The 17,556-nt window shown below is 55.2% G+C and carries 19 protein-coding genes; 3 read left to right on the top strand and 16 right to left on the bottom strand.

The annotated features are described in order from the left end of the window. The first annotated feature begins 8 nt into the window (after positions 1–8). Positions 9–752 carry a tRNA (guanosine(46)-N7)-methyltransferase TrmB gene (trmB, locus tag ACT3RQ_RS06235; protein ID WP_444680150.1) on the top strand — a complete coding sequence of 248 codons (744 nt, stop codon included), beginning with the start codon at positions 9–11 and terminating at the stop codon, positions 750–752. Positions 753–1,028: 276 nt separating this feature from the next. Here the strand turns inward: trmB and ACT3RQ_RS06230 are convergent, their stop codons facing one another. Continuing rightward, positions 1,029–1,943 carry an AEC family transporter gene (locus tag ACT3RQ_RS06230; protein WP_444639542.1) on the bottom strand — a complete coding sequence of 305 codons (915 nt, stop codon included), beginning with the start codon at positions 1,941–1,943 and terminating at the stop codon, positions 1,029–1,031. Between the two features lie 105 nt (positions 1,944–2,048). Here ACT3RQ_RS06230 and ACT3RQ_RS06225 point away from each other — a divergent pair, with 105 nt between their 5' ends. Beyond that, positions 2,049–2,555, top strand: a complete 507-nt coding sequence (locus ACT3RQ_RS06225; protein ID WP_444639543.1) for a hypothetical protein — start codon at positions 2,049–2,051, stop codon at positions 2,553–2,555. 10 nt (positions 2,556–2,565) lie between these two features. Here the strand turns inward: ACT3RQ_RS06225 and ACT3RQ_RS06220 are convergent, their stop codons facing one another. The 7 genes from ACT3RQ_RS06220 to ACT3RQ_RS06190 form a co-directional block, all read right to left on the bottom strand. Next, positions 2,566–3,636: an alpha/beta hydrolase-fold protein gene (locus ACT3RQ_RS06220; protein WP_444639544.1), complete on the bottom strand. Its 1,071-nt coding sequence runs from the start codon at positions 3,634–3,636 to the stop codon at positions 2,566–2,568. 3 nt (positions 3,637–3,639) lie between these two features. Beyond that, a complete protein-coding gene (locus ACT3RQ_RS06215) occupies positions 3,640–4,320 on the bottom strand; it encodes an FKBP-type peptidyl-prolyl cis-trans isomerase (protein WP_192526890.1) in 681 nt (226 codons plus the stop codon). Positions 4,321–4,540: 220 nt separating this feature from the next. Beyond that, the gene (locus tag ACT3RQ_RS06210; protein ID WP_172116854.1) at positions 4,541–4,984 is read right to left on the bottom strand and encodes a universal stress protein; all 444 of its coding nucleotides are present in this window, start codon (positions 4,982–4,984) and stop codon (positions 4,541–4,543) included. Between the two features lie 21 nt (positions 4,985–5,005). Continuing rightward, positions 5,006–6,289 carry a TRAP transporter large permease gene (locus tag ACT3RQ_RS06205; RefSeq protein ID WP_444680149.1) on the bottom strand — a complete coding sequence of 428 codons (1,284 nt, stop codon included), beginning with the start codon at positions 6,287–6,289 and terminating at the stop codon, positions 5,006–5,008. Positions 6,290–6,319: 30 nt separating this feature from the next. Further along, positions 6,320–6,898 (bottom strand): TRAP transporter small permease, encoded by a 579-nt coding sequence (locus tag ACT3RQ_RS06200; protein ID WP_192526888.1) that lies wholly within the window; start codon positions 6,896–6,898, stop codon positions 6,320–6,322. Positions 6,899–7,180: 282 nt separating this feature from the next. Next, entirely contained in the window at positions 7,181–8,194 is a 1,014-nt protein-coding gene (locus tag ACT3RQ_RS06195; RefSeq protein ID WP_444639546.1) for a TRAP transporter substrate-binding protein, read from the bottom strand. A 168-nt stretch (positions 8,195–8,362) separates the two neighbouring features. Next, positions 8,363–8,935, bottom strand: coding sequence for a TIGR02444 family protein (locus ACT3RQ_RS06190; RefSeq protein ID WP_444680148.1), 573 nt, complete (start codon positions 8,933–8,935; stop codon positions 8,363–8,365). Between the two features lie 30 nt (positions 8,936–8,965). On the opposite strand from ACT3RQ_RS06190, the gene ACT3RQ_RS06185 reads away from it, so the two are divergent. Further along, positions 8,966–10,924, top strand: a complete 1,959-nt coding sequence (locus tag ACT3RQ_RS06185) for an ATP-binding cassette domain-containing protein (RefSeq protein ID WP_444680147.1) — start codon at positions 8,966–8,968, stop codon at positions 10,922–10,924. A 34-nt stretch (positions 10,925–10,958) separates the two neighbouring features. On the opposite strand, the gene dtd is transcribed toward ACT3RQ_RS06185, so the two are convergent. The 8 genes from dtd to ACT3RQ_RS06145 form a co-directional block, all read right to left on the bottom strand. Next, positions 10,959–11,396 (bottom strand): D-aminoacyl-tRNA deacylase, encoded by a 438-nt coding sequence (dtd, locus tag ACT3RQ_RS06180; protein WP_442352936.1) that lies wholly within the window; start codon positions 11,394–11,396, stop codon positions 10,959–10,961. A 45-nt stretch (positions 11,397–11,441) separates the two neighbouring features. After that, positions 11,442–12,287, bottom strand: coding sequence for a universal stress protein (locus ACT3RQ_RS06175; protein WP_442352935.1), 846 nt, complete (start codon positions 12,285–12,287; stop codon positions 11,442–11,444). Between the two features lie 111 nt (positions 12,288–12,398). Continuing rightward, complete coding sequence (gene thiD / locus ACT3RQ_RS06170; RefSeq protein ID WP_444680146.1) at positions 12,399–13,220, bottom strand: bifunctional hydroxymethylpyrimidine kinase/phosphomethylpyrimidine kinase; 822 nt, start codon at positions 13,218–13,220, stop codon at positions 12,399–12,401. An 8-nt stretch (positions 13,221–13,228) separates the two neighbouring features. After that, positions 13,229–14,644 carry a TRAP transporter large permease gene (locus ACT3RQ_RS06165; protein WP_444680145.1) on the bottom strand — a complete coding sequence of 472 codons (1,416 nt, stop codon included), beginning with the start codon at positions 14,642–14,644 and terminating at the stop codon, positions 13,229–13,231. Then, positions 14,644–15,192 carry a TRAP transporter small permease subunit gene (locus ACT3RQ_RS06160; protein ID WP_444631016.1) on the bottom strand — a complete coding sequence of 183 codons (549 nt, stop codon included), beginning with the start codon at positions 15,190–15,192 and terminating at the stop codon, positions 14,644–14,646. The genes ACT3RQ_RS06165 and ACT3RQ_RS06160 overlap by 1 nt, the downstream gene beginning before the upstream one ends. A 135-nt stretch (positions 15,193–15,327) precedes the next feature. After that, on the bottom strand, positions 15,328–16,152 hold the full coding sequence (locus ACT3RQ_RS06155) for an endonuclease/exonuclease/phosphatase family protein (RefSeq protein WP_444631017.1): 825 nt from the start codon (positions 16,150–16,152) through the stop codon (positions 15,328–15,330). A 27-nt stretch (positions 16,153–16,179) separates the two neighbouring features. After that, on the bottom strand, positions 16,180–16,812 hold the full coding sequence (locus ACT3RQ_RS06150; RefSeq protein WP_444631018.1) for a thiol:disulfide interchange protein DsbA/DsbL: 633 nt from the start codon (positions 16,810–16,812) through the stop codon (positions 16,180–16,182). 97 nt (positions 16,813–16,909) lie between these two features. Then, positions 16,910–17,539: a c-type cytochrome gene (locus tag ACT3RQ_RS06145; RefSeq protein WP_406565418.1), complete on the bottom strand. Its 630-nt coding sequence runs from the start codon at positions 17,537–17,539 to the stop codon at positions 16,910–16,912. Between the last annotated feature and the right edge of the window lie 17 nt (positions 17,540–17,556).

The raw sequence follows: 17,556 nt of genomic DNA, 5'->3' as shown, positions 1-17,556 counted from the left end.
GAGATTTTATGACTGATATTAAAAATACCGATGAGTCCTCAACCGGGCCAGTAAGCGCTGAAGCGCCGCTGCATCGTCGCGGTATTAAAAGCTATGTAATCCGTGCTGGGCGCATGACTCAAGCCCAGAACCGGGGCCTTGAAGACGTATGGCCGCGCTTTGGCCTGACGATTGATGACGGCCTGCAGGACCTGACCGCGCTGTTTGGCCGGGAAGCCCCCCGCGTGGTTGAAATCGGTTTTGGTATGGGCAATTCGCTGATCGAGCAGGCCGAAACCCACCCAGACACCGATTTTATCGGCATTGAAGTGCATTCGCCGGGCGTCGGCAAGCTGCTGGATGAAGTGGACAAGCGTGGCCTCACCAACCTGCGCATCTACAAGGAAGACGCCCTGGCCGTACTGGAGAAGTGCCTGCCGGAAGGCTCAATCGACACCGTGCAGCTATTTTTCCCCGACCCCTGGCCGAAGAAAAAGCACCACAAACGGCGCATTGTACAGCCCGCGTTTGTCGAGCTGATTCGCACACGCCTGAAACCCGGCGGCACCTTCCACATGGCGACCGACTGGGAAGCCTATGCCGAGTGGATGGCCGAGGTAATGGAAGCCGCCTCCGGCTACGCCAACACAGCCGATGCCGACACGGCGCCCTATGTACCCCGCCCCGCCTTCCGCCCGCTGACCAAGTTTGAAGCCCGTGGCGAGAAGTTGGGCCACGGCGTGTGGGATCTGATTTATCGGCGCGAGGCGTAAGTTACCACCACTTTCAAGCAAAGGCCGTCAGCGTAAAGCTCTCGCTGGCGGTCATTCACAGTGGGCTCAGTCTTTTAAAGGTGCACAAAAAAAGAAAGCCACTCCAAAGGAGTGGCAAAAGACCGTGACTAGCAATGAGAGGGAGAAACCATGACAACGAACTGGCGGCTCGCTGTCGTGGTCTGTAGCGACTCATTAAACGCTACAAGCACAATATAATCATTATCATTTAACCCGTCAATACAAATGCGAATACTTTTTATTTATTTTTACATCTTACCCTGCAAGCTGTAACCAGAGCGGAAGCGTGAGCATGGCGAGTAGCGTTTGACCGGTGATAATGGCTGCCATTAGCTCAGCGTCACCACCTAACTGGCGGGCCAGAATATAGGCCGAGGTTGCCGTGGGAAGTGCTGCAAACAGCAGCGCCACGTCCCGGCTAACGGTATCCAGGCCTAGCGCCCACGCCAGCACCAATACCAGCGCTGGCATTAGTAACAATTTGACGCTGTTGGTCGCTAACAGGCCACGGTCAATGCGTAACAGCGCGGCCGGGCGTAGTGCCACCCCCACGGCAACCAGCCCTAGTGGTAGCGCGGCACGCCCTAGCAGGCCGACGGTGTCCTCACTCCACCCTGGCAGGCCAATGCCGCTCAGGTTTAATCCTATTCCTGCCAGGCAGGCGAGGATCAGCGGGTTTTTCACCAACGCCATGACGCTTTTCCCCATGCTCGCACTGCCTAATGTGCCGGCAGCCACAAAACTTGCCACACACATGATGTTCACCACGGGCACCATCAGCGCTACGGCAACCGCTGCCGTGGTTGCACCTAACTCACCATGCAATGCCGCGGCCCCCGCTACGCCTACATAGGTGTTAAAGCGCACCGCGCCTTGAAACACCGAGGTAAACGCTGCTGGCGTTAGCTGTAGCCAATGGCGAAACCACCAGATCAGCAGCCCAAAAAACGCAATGGCGCCTAATAGCACCAGGGCCAAGCGCCCTACCGGTACCTGGCTGACATCGGCGGTGGCCAGCGTTCCCACCAGCATGGCCGGGAAAAGCACAAAGTAAATTAGCCGCTCCATTTGCGGCCAAAAATCTGCACCGGGCCAGCGCCAGTAGCCCATGCCCGCTCCTAATAGAATTAGTAGGAACAGGGGCCCTAACGCAGTGGTAATACTCTCCATGGGTTTTCCTTAGTGACTGCGACATCACAGCACAACGACATCGACACGTTTACTGTTACCATGAAACGACACCCCGCCTCACGGCCTGCGTAGCGGTATTCTGCCATGAAGATACTACCTAAAACTGCTGGTTTTTCAGGTTTACAGGGACTCAAGGTGCTGATTTTAGTCACCGGTTTAGCACTGGCGATGTCTACATGGTACGTATTTTTTCATCAATATCACGATAACAGCCACGTTACCTGGTTCCCTTCCGCCGCCAGTTGCGATGTCCATGCTCACCCTTGTTCAGTCGCACTGGGCAGTGGGCGCCAGTTGACCTTTCATATTGATGTCAACGGCCCTATAGAAGCGCACGCTGCTTTACCGTTGGAAGTCGATATTCAAGGCATTCCAGCCCATCAGGTCAACGTGGATTTGGTTGACCGCTATCGAGATTCGAGGATTGAGCGCTTTGTGCTGGATGCCATCACGCCAAGCCGTTTTCGTGGTCAAGGTCAAGTGGATAAAGAGGTGCAAACTGCTACGCCCTGGCGGGCACGCGTGATTCTTGAAACACCGGAGGGAGATGTGGGGAGCTGGTTTGACTTTGAAGTGGTAAAGAAGAGCTAGCCAGGCAGAACTAGTCAGACAGAACCGGCATAACCGGCGCGGCTTCCAAACGGTCAAGCATACGCATGAGCGCGCTCGCCTGGACGCCTTCACGGGTATCGTGCAGCGGATTTTTCTGCCAGAGGCTTTCTGCATACCCCCACCAATCCCAGCACCCTTGCGGGTTCGACAAGCTGCTGTCAGCTTGTGGGTAAAGCACTATCTGCTGGTGGCTGGCGGCCCAACGATTCAAACCGCTATGGCTAACAAAGGTATCACCAATAGCGCTAGCGCTCATTTGGCAGCCGTGCAGTGCAATAGTGACCGGGCATGCTCCCTCTTCACATGCTGCGGGAATAAATACATACCCCGTGTCCGCGAGCCCTTTAACCGCAAACTCCGACTGATCGAAAGCAACCAGCTCTCCCGTTGCGGAAGTAGAAGCGTCGCGTTCGGGATATAACCAGGCAAGCATTTCTTGCGCAACATCTTCATCACAGGCCAGCACATGGCTACCACCGCCCTGGCGGCAGTTGCCCAACTCCTGCGGACCAACAGCTTCCTCCTCGCGTAGCTGGACTGGCCAGCCATGCCCCGCTGCCTGACTACGTACCCGTTGCAGCTGCTCAGGCGATGTCAGCCAGCCCAACCACTGCTTGGCCAATAGCTCAGCCAGCTCGGGCTGTACGACATCATCGGCATCGCCATACCAGATAAAGGCACGGAGCTGAGCCAGGTCTTCACGAGCACCGACCCGGTCATGCCTTTCATAACCCGCCCAACGTGCGTCTAGCCTGTCCAAGGCTGGCTGGCCTACACGGGTTTGCATGCATTGATTAAGCGCAAGATTTAAGGAGCCCTCCGAACAGCCCCAAGGCCCTGCCGCCAGCACGCCTACACCGCTAAAGCGCTCAGGCCAAGCAACCGCTAGCTGGGTTGCCATATAACCGCCTGATGAAACGCCGACGACGCTTGCCTGCTCTGACATGGCATTTAGCGCGGGCAAGCGCTCAGGCGTTTCAGCCATTGCACTGGCTGCCAGCGGGCCGCTTAGCAACAACAACGCACTTAGCGTGTGAGCTACCCGCAGGGCCATAGGCATGGATTATTCAACGCCTAACAGTTCAACCCGGAACGTGAGCATTTCATTGGGGCCAATTGGGCCTTGGCCGTTTTCGCCGTAAGCCAGGTCAGCAGGGATATACAGCATCCAGCTATCGCCAACGCTCATCATCTGCAGGCCTTCCTGCCAGCCTTCAATAACTTGATTGACCTGGAAGCTAACCGACTCGCCGCGCTCAAACGAGCTGTCGAATATCGTACCATCCAGCAGCATGCCTTCGTAATTCACCTCAACAGTGTCCTCAGGCCCGGGCGTTGCGCCATCGCCCGACTCAAGCACTTCGTACTGCAGGCCAGAATCCGTCACCTCTACGCCCTCACGCTCGGCGTTTTCTGCCAGGAACTCTTCGCCTTCCTCGAGGTTTGCCTGGCCGATCTCAGCGGCTTCCTGTTCACGCGCCTCCAACGAGCGCTCCTGGAAGGCCATAATGGCCTCAACCATTTGCTCTTCGTCGAGCGCCAACTCATTGTCCTCGAACACATCGCGCATGCCGTCGTTAAACGCATCCAGGTCAAGGTCGCCGATATCCGCTTTCATGCTTTCACCCAGCGTAACCCCAAGGCTGTAGGCAAGGCGCTGATCGTCAGTTTCAGGGGCCGCAGCAACAAACGGTGCCACTAAAAGCAGACCTGTCAGAGCCGTTGAGGAGAGCAGTGTTTTCATAAAAAAGTAACCTTATTCGACGGCGCAATACGCCAGATATTAAGTGCTTCAAAGCCTAACACCCGCTTCAGGGTGTATCTACCTGAAACGGGCGCTGTTGTTACGACTGTAGTTAAAACCGTAGTTAAGACTGTAGCTACGCCTGTTACGACCTCGCTTTTACCAAGAGGTTTAACCTTGTGAAGCAATGCTTACGTCAATCGTGGTGCCTACAACGAAGCTACACCACCAAGGTGGGACAATGCGCCGCACCGGCCACCCGTTGAGATACACTGCCCAGCAGCATGCTCTTTTCGCCGTTAGTGCCTTGAGCACCAATCACGATCAAATCGCACTCTCGCTTCCAGGCGAAGCGTGCAATGGTACGTGAAGGCCGACCACCTTTAACAAAAGCACGCACGCTTGTGCTGTCCGCGCCTTGCTCAATGGCATGGTTTTTCGCGTGTATAGCGATCTCGGTGGCGTACTCTTTTAACGCATCGTCGGGAATATCCAACTGATTGGGGCGTACCATGGAAAGTGACGCCTCAAGCAGGCTGTGGTGCTTGAATACGCACAAGAAATAGAGCTCAGCGCCCGTTAGCAGATGTAACCCTACTGCTTTATCGAGCGCCTTAATGGCACCTTTCGAGCCATCCACTGGGACTAAAATGCGGTTAAACATGCAATTCTCCTTAATGGATGGCTAGCGGAACGCCAGGTCGCGTAGAAACAGCGCAATCTGCGGGAACATGATTAGAAGCGCGGCCGCCAGAATGAGCATAAAGATAAACGGCGGCGTGCCTTTAATAACTTCCCAGTAAGGCCGCTTAAAGATCGCAATCGCGGTAAAGATGTCGCAGCCAAACGGTGGTGTGGCCGAGCCAATCGCCACCTGCAGGGTAATCAAGATGCCGACCAGTACCGGGTCGAGTCCTGTTGTGGCAATGGCAGGGGCAAAGATAGGCGTAAGCACGAGGATAACCACGATAGGGTCAACGAACATGCAGGCGATAAAGAAGGAGATACAAATCGCGATCAAGACGCCGGTCGGCCCGGCATCATTCACGCCTACGGCTTCCAGGATCGTTTGGGGAATTTGAGCGAAGGAAATAATCCAGGAGAAGCTATTACCGACGGCTACCAGGATAAACACCACAGCAGTAATCAAGCCGGTAGATTTGGCAATCGTGTAGATATCGACCATCTTGAGGGACCGAAACACCACAAATTCCAGCAGCACCGCATACAGCACACACGCTGCGGCAGCCTCCGTAGGGCTAAAAATACCGCCATAAATACCGCCGACAATAATAACCGGGAAACCCAGCGGCCAAAGCGCTTTTTGAACCGCAACGCCACGCTCTCTCCAGTTGGCTTTCGCCTCAGTCGGTACATCCTTAACGATGGCGTAGGTAATACAGTAGGCTGAAAACATCAACAGAATCAGAAGGCCGGGGCCAATACCGGCGATAAACAACTCACCAATCGATGTGCCTGACACGACCCCGTAGATGATCATGCCAATACTCGGCGGAATCAAAAAAGCGATATCGCTGGCATTAATAATCAGCGCCAGCGTAAAGGAGTCGGAGTAGCCGGCTTTAAGCATTTTGGGCCGCAACGGCGAACCCACCGCGACCACGGTTGCCTGGGTTGAACCTGAAACAGCGCCAAACAACGTACAAGAGGCCGCCGTACTGACCGCAAGCCCGCCTTTAATATGGCCGATAAACGACATTACCATCGCGATCAAACGGTTAGCCGATTGGCCGCGGGTCATAATATCGGCCGCTAAAATAAACATGGGTACCGCGATCAGTGAGGCTGGCCGTATGCCTGCCATCATTTGCTGAATCAGCGTATCCATCTGGCCGAAGCCGTTAAACATCATGTAAAAACCGATGATCGCCGCTGCAATGAGCGGCACCATCATGGGAAAGCCCAGCAGTAGCAGGGCAATCATGGTGACTATCATTATTGTCGTCATAGCTCTTTCCTCAGGATACGATGCCCTGCGTCAAACTTCAGTTTCGGTATCTTTATAACCATCGACCACACCCGTTGAGAGATACACATCCCGACTCGTGAGGTTTTTAATGGCGGTTAGCAGGTACTGAATACCAGTGATGAAAAAGCCCATCGGCACCCATAGGTAAATTATCCAGACCGGCAAACTTAACGAAGGCAGCACGCGTCCTTTGCTATACAAGTCGAGGATATAAACGATCGAGTAGTAAAACAGGAAGAACATAATGAAAGAGGTGACGAGCGAAATACAGATCATCAACGCTTTACGCCCACCCACCGGTAAAGCGTCGTAAATTGCCGACATGCGTATATGCCGCCCATGGCGCGCCGCATAGCCAATACCAGCAAACGTAATCATGATGATCAAAATGCGGTTTAATTCACCGGAGAACATGATGCTATTGCCAAATACAAAGCGGGCAATCACATTGGTGACCGTATTCAGCGCCATTAGCAAAACCCCTAGCGCCAATATCACTGACTCGATTTTGCTAATTGCAGTGTCGATCACTCCCAACACGCCGGGTAAACCAGAATGATAGCTCTTTTCGGATTCTTCATCGGTCATGGCCGGGCTCCTTTTTTAACGGCATGTTTAGCGGCATGACGATGGCTAGCAACGGCCAATAACATGCTAGTCATCAAGGTTATTCCACGTTCAAAGTTGAAGGGTGAGAGAGCAGTACCGACATACGTTTAGCGTAGGGGGTACTCAAGCTTTTCGCCTTTTGTATGGGGCTACTATCCACCACGTTGCTCCCCTTAAAGGTATCGATAAACAATAGAAAAGGGGCAGCCGTGGCTGCCCCTGATATGAGTCACCCTTTCTGCCTTAAACGGCAACTCAACATTACTGGTTTGTGGCTTCCAGGTCGGCTTTGAACTGCTCCAGCAGCTCAGCGCCACCCTCACCCGTCATTTCGAGGAAGGCTTCTTCCACTTGTGGCGCCCGTTCACGGAACATCTGAATCTGCTCTTCGTTCAGACGCGTAACGGTCACATCGCTAGAAGCCGCCTGGATTTTCTCCAGCGCTTCGTCGGCCAAGCCCTGGATGTGCTCCATGGTTTGGTCATAAGCAGCTTCAGAGGCATCTTGAACCAGCTGCTGGTCTTCTTCAGAAAGATCTGAATAGAAGTCCTGGTTCGCCATCATGGCGGTGGTGAACCAGCCATGGCCGGTAAACGTCAGGTGCGGAGAGACTTCATAGAGACCGCCCGACTCGATCCAGAAGATCGGGTTTTCCTGGCCGTCCAAAATCCCGGTTTGCAGACCACCGTACACTTCACCCCACGGCAGCGGCGTGGGTGTTGCACCAAACGCGCTGTAGGTTTCTGACAACAGCGGGTTGGTCATGGTACGGATTTTCTTGTTCTGCAGATCCTCGGGCGAGCTGACCGGCTCATCGGTGGTAATCACCATTTCGCCTTCTGGGTACATCTTAAGAAGTTCAAGACCCTGCTCAGCGTAAAGCTCGGGGAACATCTCGTTAATCGCTTCGCTTTCGTCGAAGAACGTTAGCACCGTATCTTGATCGGTAGGCAGAAGGTAAGGAATAAAGAAAATCTGAGCTTCTGGAATCAGCGCGCCGGTAAAGCCCGGTGACTGGTTAACAAACTGGAGAATGCCGTTTTGAGTCTGCTCCATGATGTCGTCAGACTCGCCCAGTTCGCCAAAGCGATAAACCTGAACGGTGTGGTCGGAATTATCTTCGATATACTCTTTGAATGCGTAGGCGAACACATCCTGTACATCACCTTCGTACTCTTCGTGAGCGTAGCGCCAGTTGTCTGCCTGGGCAGCCGCGGTCATGCCCAGCAACAGTGCGCCAACGCTAGCCGTCGTTACTAACTTGCTTGCCTTCATGCGATGTTCCCCTTGCAGTGGTTAGCGCGCCGTACGAGTGCGCAAAAATTCTGCCTTTGTTTTTTTACATTCGCTTTTTAACATTCGCTGACACGCAAAAACGTTATCCATTGCTGTGGGTCAGCGGACGCATAACGAAAGATTATTCAAAAGCAGCTTATTTTCAGGCTAGCGCGGTGACTCGAAGTGGTCAAGCCGGGCTGCCAGGGTTTGCCAAGCGTTAACCACGCTTTCGCGCGCGCTTGGCTTACCCTGGCAACCCTTGTCAAGTTCGGCAAAAAACAGCTTATCTTGCAGCCATTTTTCGCTATCGTTCGAAAACAACGCGCAGTTTGTTAATCGCTGGTCGCTGTCAGAATTTTCGATCGCCCACCTTTGCCAACGTTGAAGGTTTTCACGCTCGGCCTGCAGCTCAGCCTGCTGAATCGTTTTACGCAGAGCGGAAACAGAGGCGCTGTGTAGTGCCTGGGGCTTTAACGTGCGGCGTAAATGACGCAGCACTTCTGTGGTCTCACGCTGCCATAGCTGACGCTGCTCACGCTGTGGCGCCAGCGCTTCTGGGCGTGCTTCAAGCCCATTCACAAACAGCCAGCCGTGAAATAACAGCTCGCACACATCGACGCCTAATGTGTCCTGCAGCGTCAGGCAGGCGTCTTCAACGCCGGGGGCTTTATAAAACGAGAGGGCAAAATCCCATAATGGCATCTGCTCCAGGCGGCGCAATCGGTTAGAATCGAGCATTGGTTTACCCACTTTTCATTGGGAGAGAGCATGATCGCACTGCGCCAAGCCGCCCTGCAACGCGGCACGCAAACGCTACTCGAGAACGCCGACTTGACCCTGCACGACGGTATCAAGGCGGGTATTATCGGGGCAAACGGCGCTGGTAAATCGAGCCTTTTCAAGCTCCTGCTGGGTGAATTAGGCCCCGACCAGGGCGATGTTGAAATGAGCGGAGGGCAACGCATCGCGCATATGGCCCAGGAAGTTGAAGCGCTTGATCGGCCAATTATCGAATATGTGCTGGATGGCGATAAGGCCCTGCGCCAAGCTGAAGCCGAACTGCTCGCCGCCCAGGAGGCGGGCGAAGCGCACCGCGAAGCCGAGCTTCACGGGCTAATCGAAACCCTGGATGGCTACCGTGCAGAGTCTCGCGCCGCCCAGTTACTGGTTGGGCTTGGCTTTTTCCAGCCAGATCTTTCCCGTCCGCTTTCCGACTTTTCAGGCGGCTGGCGAATGCGCGTTAACCTGGCGCGTACGCTGTTTATGCCCTCTGACTTATTGCTGCTGGATGAGCCCACCAACCACCTGGACCTTGACGCGCTGCTGTGGCTGGAGCAGTGGCTAAGCCGCTACCCGGGCACCCTGCTGCTGATTTCCCACGACCGCGATTTTCTGGATGCAGTATGTGACCACATTGTACACATGCACCACCAGACGCTTGAACTTTATCGGGGCAACTACTCCCTCTTTGAGCGAACGCGAGCCGAGAAGCTAGCCTTGCAACAAGCCGAAGCCGCCAAGCAGCAGGCCCGCCGCGAAGAGATTGAGCGCTTTATTGCACGCTTCAAAGCTCAGGCAACCAAAGCGAAGCAGGCGCAAAGCCGGGTAAAAATGCTGGAGCGTATGGAAGATATTGCCATTGCCCACGTCGATTCGCCCTTTCACTTCACGCTGCCGGCCGCCGATAAAACCTCGCACCCGCTGCTGGTACTTGATCAGGCCCAGCTGGGCTATCGGGGTAAAGAGCGTGACACCGTTCAGCTCGACAAGGTCAATATCACCCTGCTGCCGGGCAGCCGTATTGGCCTGCTGGGGCCTAACGGGGCGGGTAAATCAACGCTGATCAAGTCCTTGACCGGCGAGCTTGAGCTGCTAAACGGCAAGCGCGTTCCCGGTGAACACTTGGCAATTGGTTACTTTGCCCAGCACCAGTTGGAAGGGTTGGATGTCACCTCTACCCCGTTTGTGCATGTCCAGCGTCTTTCACCTAGAGCCAGCGACCAGGAGATTCGCAACTTTCTGGGCGGCTTTGGTTTTAAAGGCGATGACGCCTTTGGCAAAGTGGCTACTTTTTCAGGCGGTGAAAAAGCGCGTTTGGCACTGGCGCTGGTCGCCTGGCAAAAGCCCAATTTACTACTGCTGGATGAGCCGACCAACCACCTGGATCTGGAAATGCGCGAAGCGCTTACCGAGGCGCTGGCCGGTTTTGAAGGCACGGTAATTCTGGTATCCCACGACCGCCACCTGCTGCGTGCTACGGTCGATGAGTTCTGGTGCGTGGCGGACAACCGTGTAGAGCCGTTTGATGGCGACCTTGAGGATTATCGCGCCTGGTTGAAGGCACGCCTTGAGGAGAGCCGCCGCGATTCGCGCAGCGAGAAAAACGAACGTCAGAACCAGCAACCCAGCGGGGATAGCCGCGACGCGCGCAAGGCAGCCCGTAAGGCCGCTGCCGAGCTGCGTGAAAAGCTGCGTCCGCTGAAAAAAGAGCGCGACCAGGCTGAAAAAGCCATGGAAAAAGCCCAGGCCGAGCTGGAAGACGTAGAGTCTGTGCTGGCCGACCCCGAGCTTTATACCGACAACAGCCGCAAGGCCGAGCTTACCGAGGCGCTGTCCCAGCAAGCCACCATCAAGGCCCGCCTGGACAGTTCCGAGCAGCAGTGGCTAGCAGCGGAAGAGTCGCTGGAAGCCATGGAAGCCGAACTGTTGGCCAGCGAAAACGCTTAGTACCAGGATGTTTGTACTCTGCGAAACCAAATAGTTAGCTTTCCAGCAGGAACGTCACCGGGCCATCGTTAATCAGCGCCACCTGCATATCGGCACCAAACTGGCCGGTGGCCACCTTCGGCCAAGCCGACTGGGCCTGGCTGACCAGCGCATTAAACAGCCGTTCACCTTCGGCAGGGGGTGCGGCGCTGGAAAAGCCCGGGCGCAGGCCCTTATGGGTTTCAGCGGCCAGGGTAAACTGCGATACCAGCAGCAAGCCACCGTCTATCTGCTGAAGATTGAGGTTCATTTTGCCCTCGGCGTCGCTAAAGACACGGTAGTGCAAAAGTCGGTGAAGTATTTTCTCAACGGCGGCGTCAGTGTCGCCCTTCTCAACGCCCACCAGTGCCAATAACCCTTGCTCAATAGCACCCACCGTTTGCCCCTCGACACTGACGCTTGCCTGGCTCACACGCTGTATCAGTACTTTCACTTGCGCTTCTCCTGACGATATCAGCGCCTAGTGTACCTATTCACGTCACCAGGCGCGGCATAACATCAGGTCGCAGTGGGGCTCGCTGAGCAGCGCTTGCGTTAGCTGGCTGGAGTGAAAAGGCTGGCTACGGCTACTCATCACCGCCAGGTCAGGCGAGTGGTACCTGATATAGTCCTGGGTCACCTCGCACGGCGTGCCGGGTTCAAGCACCAGCTCAATATCGGGGGCATCGTCGAGCTCGCGCACCAGCTCATCAATCTGGTGTTTTAATGCCTCCCGCAGGCGCGCCACTTCCTGCTCACGCCACTGAGCGAAAGTGACCTCAGAACCCAGTGCCTCTTCACCGGGCACTGTCCAGGCATGCAGCAGTGTTAGTTTTGCATCGGGAAAGTGGCTTAGCGTCTGTTTTAGCATGTGGCGAGCGCTCAAACAGGCATCAACGGGTATCACAATATGCTGCCAGGGCTGGGTGGGCGTGTACTGGGTAATCACCACAGGACACGGCGCATTGCGTACGACGCGCATTAGCGTGGTGCCCGCCAACAGCGCTTTCTGGCCACGCTTGCGGTGCATCCCCAGTACAATCAGCCTGGCCTGCTCTTCATGGGCCTTGCGTGCAATTTCAACATGGGGTTCGCCGGTAACGGTTTGCACCACGGTCTTGGGGGCTTCCAACGCATAGTCTTCGCGGATATCGGTCAACGTGGCGCCGATATCTTCATTGATCGCTTGCTCTACTGCTTGCAGTAGCCGATGCGGCAGATGGGGGTCCAGCACATGCAGAACATCCAGATGGGCGTTGTGCGTATAAGCAAGGCGCAAGGCGCGCGCAAAGCCAGCGCGATTTTCAGCAGAGAGGTCAGTGGCAAACACAAACGTGCGGGTCATGGCATAACGCTCCTCAGACAAGCATCCAGGCAGTCGTTTCACAGACACCTTTCAGCATGGTGGGCGAAGCCATATCCCGCAAGCTAACGATTCATTTTAGCGTGTAGCGCGTTACCACCAGGCATGAAAATGGTGCACCGGCCCGCGCCCTTTGCCAACGCTTAGTTGAACGCTGGCCTCAAGAGCAGCATGCAGCCACCGTTTAGCATCGCTAATAGCCGCTGCAGGGGCCTGGGCAGGCGCATCCATAGGCAGCTTTGCCAGGCAGGCCGCAATAGCGGATGACAAGGCGCAGCCAGTGCCGTGTAAATTCTCTGTTTGGATACGTGACGCAGGTAGCCACTCGTGACCATCCGGCGTTGCCAGCAAATCAGGGCATGTCTCGCCACGCAGATGCCCCCCCTTTAACACGACATAAGGCGCGCCCAGTTGGGCCAAGCCTGGCAGCATGGCTTCCATGGCGTCCAGGCTCGTAGGTGAGGCGGTATCCAGCAGCACGGCGGCTTCTGGCAGGTTAGGTGTGATCACATCGGCTAGCGGCACCAGAATGTCGCGTACCGCCCGAATTCCCACATCGTCCACCAGGATATCGCCACTTTTGGCGACCATCACCGGATCAAGCACGATCCAGCGTGGGCGGCGCTTGCGCAGTACATCAGCAATCACGTCAGCGACATCCTTGCTTGCGACCATTCCAATCTTGACGGCATCCAGCTCCACATCGTCCAACAGGGTTTCCAACTGCTCACGGATCGCCTGGGGGGATACCGGATAGACCGAGGAAACGCCGCAAGTATTTTGCGCAATCACCGCCGTAATCACATTGGTGCCATAGACGCCCAGCGCCGAGAACGTCTTTAAATCACCCTGCAGCCCTGCGCCACCGGAGGGATCAGAGCCTGCAATCGTCAGTACATTTACATTTCGTGTCATGGGGTTTCCTAAATAACCGACGGTAGCCACGTGGCAAGCTCAGGGAACAGTGCCAGCGCCAATAGCATTCCCAGTTGCAGGAGAATAAACGGAATGACGCCTCGGTAGATGGCGGAGGTCGGCACACTTTGTGGCGTTACGCCCCGCAGGTAAAAGAGCGCAAACCCAAACGGCGGCGTTAAAAACGAGGTTTGCAGGTTAACGGCGATCATAATACCGAGCCAAATGGGGTCAACGCCCATGGCCAGCAGAACCGGGCCGACAATCGGCACCACAACAAAGGTAATTTCGATAAAGTCGAGGATAAACCCAAGCAGGAAGATCACCAGCATAACCACGATTGTGGCGCCTACAACGCCCCCCGGCATCGCTTCAAACAGGTGGGTCACCAGTTCTTCACCGCCGAAGGCACGGAAAACCAGCGAAAACAGCGCCGCCCCAATCAGGATTAAAAACACCATGCTGGTGACTTTAGCGGTGGAATACACCACCTCACGCAGCATGGGAACACTCAGTTGGCGATTAAAAGCGGCCAGTAGCAAGGCACCAAACGCGCCAACGGCGGATGCCTCGGTGGGCGTCGCAATGCCACCCAAAATAGACCCCAGCACGGCAACGATCAGCAGTATCGGGGGTAAAAGCCCTTTTATGAGTAACGGCCAGATACTGCCGGTGTGCCCAAGCTCTTGCATCAACGCCTGACGATCAGCGGCAGGAGCGGCGCCCGGCTTAAGCCACGCCACCATCAGTAAGTAGATAATATATGCGACCACCAGTATCAGGCCGGGCACCAGCGCGCCAACAAACAGATCCCCTACGGAAAGCGTTTTCGGGCTCCAGGCGCCCATGGCAAGCTGGGCCTGTTGGTAGGCGTTGTTGAGCACGTCGCCCAGTAACACCAGCGCAATGGACGGTGGAATAATCTGACCAAGCGTTCCGGTCGCACAAATAGTGCCGGTCGCAAGCGCAGGCGAGTAGCCACGCTTTAGCATCGTAGGTAGCGAGAGCAGGCCCATGGTGACCACCGTGGCCCCCACAATACCGGTAGACGCGGCCAGCAGCATACCGACCAACACCACGGCAATGCCCAGCCCCCCACGTAGAGCGCCAAACGCCATGGTCATCGCGTCTAACAGTGTTTCAGCGACCTTGGACTTCTCAAGCAGCACGCCCATCAGCACAAATAAAGGCACCGCCAGCAGGGTGCTATTGGTCATGATGCCGTAAATTCGGTTGGGCATGGAGCTCATCCAGCGCGCTTCAAACGGCACCGCAACGCCCATCGACTGAAGCAACCATCCCAACCCGGCAAATGCCAGCGCAGTGCCCGCCAGCGACAGCGCCACCGGATACCCCAGCATTAAAACAACGCAAACCGTGGCGAATAGTATCAGCGGCATACCTTCCAATAGAGTCGCCAGCACTAGATGATCTCCTCATGCTCAGGAATAGGCGCAGGCAGTTTGCCGCGTATAATGAGTATTTTGCGGATTAACTGGGCCGCCGCCTGGAGAAGCATCAGCGCCACCATCGCCAGGATCATTGACTTGAGTAGAAATACGGCAGGAATACCGCCATTGGCGGAGCGTTCCATGATCGACCAGCTGCTGTAAACGTAGTGAAAGCTAGTGATCGCAATAAATAGCATCACCGGGATCAGTAAAAACAGCGTACCGAGAAGATCGATCCAGGCACGGCCGCGGTCGGACATGCGCCGATAAAAGATATCCACCCGCACATGGCCCTCGTGACGCAGCGTCCAGCCAGCGCACAGCATAAACACGGCGGCATGCATATACATTACCGACTCTTCCATCACAATACTGTTCATACCGAAGGCGTAACGCATGACAACGATGGCGAACTGAACCAGCATCATGATCACAACCAGCCAGGCAATGGCCCGGCCGACTCTCTCCGTCACGCAGTCGAGCCAGCGGAGCAACCGCGGCTCATGAGCATTGGCGTGCATGTTAAATGTCCTACACAAAGAAACGGCCTGGAATCATCGCTGATTCTAGGCCGAACGTCATCCCTAAACAGGCAATTATCTACCGGTTAAAGCGGCTTAAAACGCACATATTCACCCGTTTGACGGACTTAAGCGTTAGTTGGCGTTTTCAATAGCCAATAGACAGGCGTTAGGTAACGGTAGATCAACGGCAATGGGCAGATGATCAGAGAACAGATGATCCATTACCCGCACCTCGGCGGCCTCCAGTGTTTGCGAGAGCAGAATATGGTCCAGCGCACGTCGTGGCTGCCACGAGGGATAGCTCAATAGCGGTTTAACCGGATGAAGCGGCAGCGAGGCGCTAAACCGCTGATGGGCGTGCAACTGATCCGGCGTGCAGTTGAGGTCGCCCATCACCACCACGTGATGTAGCGGCTCAATAATTTCACTCAAGTAGTCAAGCTGACGCCCACGCCCACGCTGGCTAAGCGCCAAGTGGGCAATAAAAATATGTAACGCATCCGGCCCGTTGCCAAAACGTACGTGAATGGCCCCGCGACCAGGTAACGTACCGGGCAAACGGTGCTCTTCAATTTTCGTAGGTGTCAGACGCGAAAGCAGACCGTTACTGTGCTGGGCGATACGCCCCAGATTACGGTTTAATTGTTTAAAGTGATGCGGAAACCCGGCCTGGGCGGCCAGGTATTCCACCTGATTGATACGACTGGAGCGAAAACTGCCGCCATCGGCCTCCTGGAGCCCCACCACATCAAACTGGCTCAACACATCGCCCATAATATCCAGACGTTTAACGCGCTGAGGGTTCGGCAAGAAGTGCTGCCAACTGCGGGTAAAGTAGTGATGATAAGCAGACGTTTGGATGCCCACCTGCAAATTAAACGTCAGCAAGCGAAGGTGCCCCGTTTCAAACAGAGACGATAATTTGCCCGGCTGATTCACTGTTGTCAGATTGACCATCTGCTTATCACCCCATGCCCTTACACCTTACTGCGCGCGTTCAGTACGCACGCGTTCGATGAGCGCTTCTGCCACTTGTGGCATATTCTCAAGGCTACCTGCGGTGCTGGGGGTAATAACGTAACGGCCATCAACCACCAGCGCGGGCACACCCATCAAGCGCATTTCACGAATACGACCATGGGCGTTGTTAACTTCGCCGCGTACGCTAAACGAAGTTAAGGCTTTTTTGGCATCGTCTTCACTGACACCATAATCGGCAAAAAAGTCGGCAATATCGTCCGCATCCGTTAACGCACGGTCATCCTGGTGAATCGCCGTAAAGAAATCAGCATGCAAGTCGTCTTCAATGCCTAGCGACTCGGCAGCATAAAAAGCCGTCGCGTGAACATTGGAGTCTCCGCCCATGACAGCGGGCATATGCACAATACTGACGTCATCATCCAGTGTTTCGTACCATTCAGTGATGGGTGCTTGAAGACGGTTGCAGTGAGGGCAGCCAAACCAGAACACTTCGGTCACTTCGATGTGATCCTCATCGACCTGAGTCGCGACCGGTGAATCAAGCAGCGTATAGTCTTTACCTTCCACCAATTCCTGAGCGCTGACAGCTGCTGAAAGGCCTAAACCGGTCAGGGCAACCAATAACGTTTTGAACATGCGACAATTCTCCAAGGGATAAGCGAAGATAGGACTATCTCTAACGCTATCAGGTTCCCTCACCGATAGGAAAGAGCATTCATTCTTAGGATACAGCTTAGTGTAAACCAAAGAGGTAGTTAGCTACGGCCTGCATATCCTCCTCGCTTAGCCGAGTCGCAATATCGTGCATGCTACCGCTTGGGTCGTTCGTTCGTTCACCGCTAGCAAACGCGTGTAACGCCGTCATCGTATAGGCGGGGTACTGACCAGCAATCGCCGGGTAAACGGCGCTGCCAATACCGCCACCCGTGGGCGTATGGCATGCGCTGCAGGCAGGCACACCACGCGAGCGCACCCCTGCACGATAAATCTCTTCTCCCCGTGCCAATAGCGCCTCGTCTTCCGCATTGGCATGGCCCAGATTAGCCTCCTGGGCGGCATAATAGGCGGCAACGTTCCACGCATCCTGGTCAGAAAAGTCGTCAACCATGCCTGTCATTTGCACAACCACCCGCTCGCCATCACGAATATCTCTAATCTGTTTGGCCAGGTAAGAGGCTTGCTGCCCCGCTAAATGCGGAAACGCACTGGCCGGACTGATGCCCGTTTGCCCATGACAAGCCGCACACGTTTGCGCGCGCTGTTGACCGGCGGTGATATCCGTTGCTTGCGGGTCAGCAGGCTGCGCAGAAACAATAACGGGGGCACTTAAAGCAGCCGCCAGGCTTGCCAGCGTTGCTTTCACACAGATTTTCGTAAAGA

The sequence above is a fragment of the Halomonas sp. AOP43-D1-4 genome, from assembly GCF_052446175.1.
GTDB classification, from domain to species: domain Bacteria; phylum Pseudomonadota; class Gammaproteobacteria; order Pseudomonadales; family Halomonadaceae; genus Vreelandella; species Vreelandella citrativorans.
The sequence above is the reverse complement of the archived record's forward strand: the minus strand, read 5'-3'. Positions and strand labels throughout refer to the sequence as shown.